The organism is Rhodococcus sp. P3_B8 (assembly GCF_056402775.1).
Window position 1 is genome coordinate 1 of the sequence record NZ_JBFUGT010000491.1, and the last position, 3,267, is coordinate 3,267.

General features: G+C 63.3%; 3 protein-coding genes. 1 reads left to right on the forward strand and 2 read right to left on the reverse strand.

Annotated elements, in window-relative coordinates; translation table 11 throughout:
* Positions 1-202 precede the first annotated feature (202 nt).
* Entirely contained in the window at positions 203-1,807 is a 1,605-nt protein-coding gene (locus AC1D1G_RS43415) for a carboxylesterase/lipase family protein (protein ID WP_477956736.1), read from the forward strand.
* A 392-nt stretch (positions 1,808-2,199) separates the two neighbouring features.
* Here the strand turns inward: AC1D1G_RS43415 and AC1D1G_RS43420 are convergent, their stop codons facing one another.
* Both AC1D1G_RS43420 and AC1D1G_RS43425 read right to left on the reverse strand, forming a co-directional pair.
* Positions 2,200-2,844, reverse strand: coding sequence for an RES family NAD+ phosphorylase (locus AC1D1G_RS43420; RefSeq protein WP_477956734.1), 645 nt, complete (start codon positions 2,842-2,844; stop codon positions 2,200-2,202).
* Positions 2,845-3,267 (reverse strand): hypothetical protein (locus AC1D1G_RS43425; protein WP_477956735.1); only part of this gene is annotated, 423 nt, incomplete at its 5' end.

The following is a 3,267-nucleotide window of genomic DNA, read 5'->3' on the forward strand; positions in this document are numbered from 1 at the left end:
GGCTCCAAGCCTTCCTGTACCTGCGAAGTCTCGGGGTGAGCCTGCCGCCGTGAAAACGATCGGTACCAGTATTCCCGAGCAATCCGCCCTACTCGCCCGTGGCGACATCGGCGCCTTCATTTCGTTCGACCAGGCAATCATCTGACAATCCAAGGAGATTTGGGTGAGCGTTAGAACGCGACTGTTCGCGAAAACAACTATCGTGCTGGCATTGACGGCGGCCCTGACAGGTTGCGGCACACATGCGGGGCCCGAGCATGCAGCTTCACGCTCACAAGCAGAATCGGACAGTCATTCGTTGGTCGTCACAACGAAAACTGGTGACGTAGAGGGGATATCAGCTGGACAGGTGGACCAGTTCCTCGGCATGCCTTATGCGGCCCCACCCGTCGGCACCCTGCGGTGGGAGCCACCCGCACCGACGCCGACGTGGGACGACATCCGTTCAGCAGCGGAATTCGGCCCGAGGTGCTATCAACCGGTGAGCAGTGGCAGCAACGATGTGTCTTATGGCGAAGATTGTCTGTATCTGAACGTATATACACCGTCCGAACGAACTAGAGGGCCCCTCCCGGTCCTGTTCTGGATTCACGGAGGTGGCTTCATGAGTGGTTCGGGAAGCCAGTCAGATGGGTCACGAATCGCGGAAAAGTTCAACACAGTCGTTGTCACCATCAATTACCGACTCGGCGCCTTCGGCTTCCTCCAGCTACCTGGGGCCGATGACGGCACCACAGGCAACTTCGGACTCCTGGATCAGCAAGCAGCCCTGCACTGGGTTCAAGAGAACATCGCAGGCTTTGGCGGCGACCCCAGTCAAGTCACAATTGTGGGCCAATCTGCCGGAGGACACTCGGTGTGCGCCCAACTCGCGTCGCCGACAGCGAGCGGTCTGTTCCAGGGCGCGATCATCCAAAGCGGCGGATGCCCCAGCCACTCAACTGAAGAAGCCCAGGCCGACGCCGCCTCGTTCGCTGTTTCGACAGGCTGCTCCGAACCCGGCGACATGGCCCAGTGTCTACGTTCCAGATCTGGTGACGAACTTCTCGCAGCGAGCACGAATTTCGGGGGAATCCTCACAGGCCCTCTGCCCATCGTTGGGGGCCCCGAACTTCCGATTGCACCAGACGCGGCGATCAAGTCTGGTTCGTTCAACAACGTCCCCATCATGATCGGAGAGACACGTGATGAAACCCGAGGCTGGGCAATCCCTTTCGCAGACGTGACCGAGGACCGATACAAGCAGGAACTGCAAGAAGAATTCGGACCACTTGCACACGCTGTCGCCGACCAGTACCCATACTCGTCATTCCCGAGTCCGTACGGTGCAGCCTACGCACTCAGTACGATATGGAATGACAGCAGTGTGTTCTACGGGCTCGGAGGATGCCAATACCTGACGCTGGCGAACGAAATGGCTGTCCACCAGCCACGAGTCTTCTTCTACAGGTTCGACGACGAGCACGCGCCAACACGCGAAACCAAACTCCCCGATTTCAACGTAGGAGCAGCGCATTCCACCCAGCTGCCGTACCTGTGGGGCGGGGAATTGGCGACGCGGTTCACTCCAGAACAGCAGCAATTGTCGCAAACGATGATGGCCTATTGGGCAGGATTCGCCGCGCACGGCAGTCCCACTGCTCCCACTCAGCCCGAATGGTCAGCGATCGGTGAGGGCAAAATCATGGTTCTGGATTCAGGCCCCAACACACGCACCGTCAGCACGGAGCAGTACGCAGCGGACCACCGGTGTGGATTCTGGAACGAGCAGAACTACAACTGGCTCCCCACCACTCCCACCGCCTGAGGTTCGTAACAACACTCTGGTTACCGTCACGCCGAGGCCCGCAGCGTTCTCACACGTACCGGGTCTTGCCATGGAAGGACGCAGGCCAGCACCGGGAGCGTCGTCGTGGGTCACCGGCGGGTGGATCCACCTCATAGAGGCCGCTACAACCGTGCGCGGCCGGGGCGGAAACCCACATCATCCGTAGTGGACTCAGATGCAGGGTTTCCGGTTGTCAATACACCATCCGAATGATGAGTTGCGGACACCGACACGGGACACCGACATACAGTCCGACCGGACGTGTACCGATCACTTCCCTCCGCCGACGGAAGCGCGTCCTGCAATCGATGTCGTTCCGTCACGGGACATGCGCCGCGTGCCCAACCGGTTCGCCCACGTGCGTCGCAGCGTCAGGTGATGGTGTAGCCGAGCTGATAGGCCGCGCTGTCGATCGGCCCGGACAACCCGGGATGCGACAACGGCAGCGACAACGCCGGCAGCGCAGGAAACGCGTCGGCGGCGCGTTCGGTGATCGCGATGCAGACACCGCCGGCGAACCGGCCGCGGTAGGCGATCCCATCGAGATCGTCATGGGCCCGGTGAATGGTGCGGGCCCAGTGCTGGGTTCGGCCGTGCGCGGCGGAGTCGAGGGCGTGGTTGCCGCCGACCCGGGTCACCCACGCCCCCTCCCCGATGCCGGACACATCGAGCAGTCTCACCGGGCGGATAAATCGCAGCCCGGTCAGATACGGGTCGCCGCGGTGCCGGTCGATCACCCGGGAACTCTGAAACGCCTCGGCCAACCCGCCGCGGGGACTGGAGGCGCCGTACCAGATGCCGTAACCGGGATGCTCGGCCCGCGGGGGTGGGTGGTGGTCGAACCGCAGGATCGGCCCGAACGTGCGCAATCCATTCCACGGCAGCACGTGGGTGCCGGTGGTGCGATGCACCCGCCACACCACCTCGGCCGGTTGCCAGTCGATCACTTCCTCGCCGCGCAGGCCCGCATCACGAAGGTCGGCGATGGTGGGGGGCGTCGGCAGCATCGACCCCATCTATGCCGATTCCCATTCGGCGGCGGTGATCACGTCTTGAACCTGTTCGATATCGGCGGCGGTTCCGGCGCTGCCGGTCAGCCACGCCACGATCGACACCGGCCGGCCCTCCACGGTCAGGGACGGTTGCGGGAGGGTCAGCAATGCCTGCACGGTCAGCGGGTGCAGATCCTTCGCCAGCAACGGCATCACCCGGTCGAGGTGCGGCACCGCACCGGTGTCGGTGAACTGGGCGGGCGGCAGCAATCGGTTGCGGCCCGACTGGAACGCCCACAGGGTGCCCTCGCCGAGGCGTTGCCGGATCCGGGCCGCGGTCACCCCGAGACGGTCCGCGGCATCCGCGATCGACAGGGAGTGGCGGACCAGTTCCTGCATGCGAATGTCGCGGTCCACCCGTGCGGTCGTCGCCGCGGCCGGGTCGTC

Bases quoted from the DNA above. Each gene is read 5' to 3' on its own strand.
- AC1D1G_RS43420 (WP_477956734.1), bottom strand. From the start codon at position 2,844: ATGGGGTCGATGCTGCCGACGCCCCCCACCATCGCCGACCTTCGTGAT.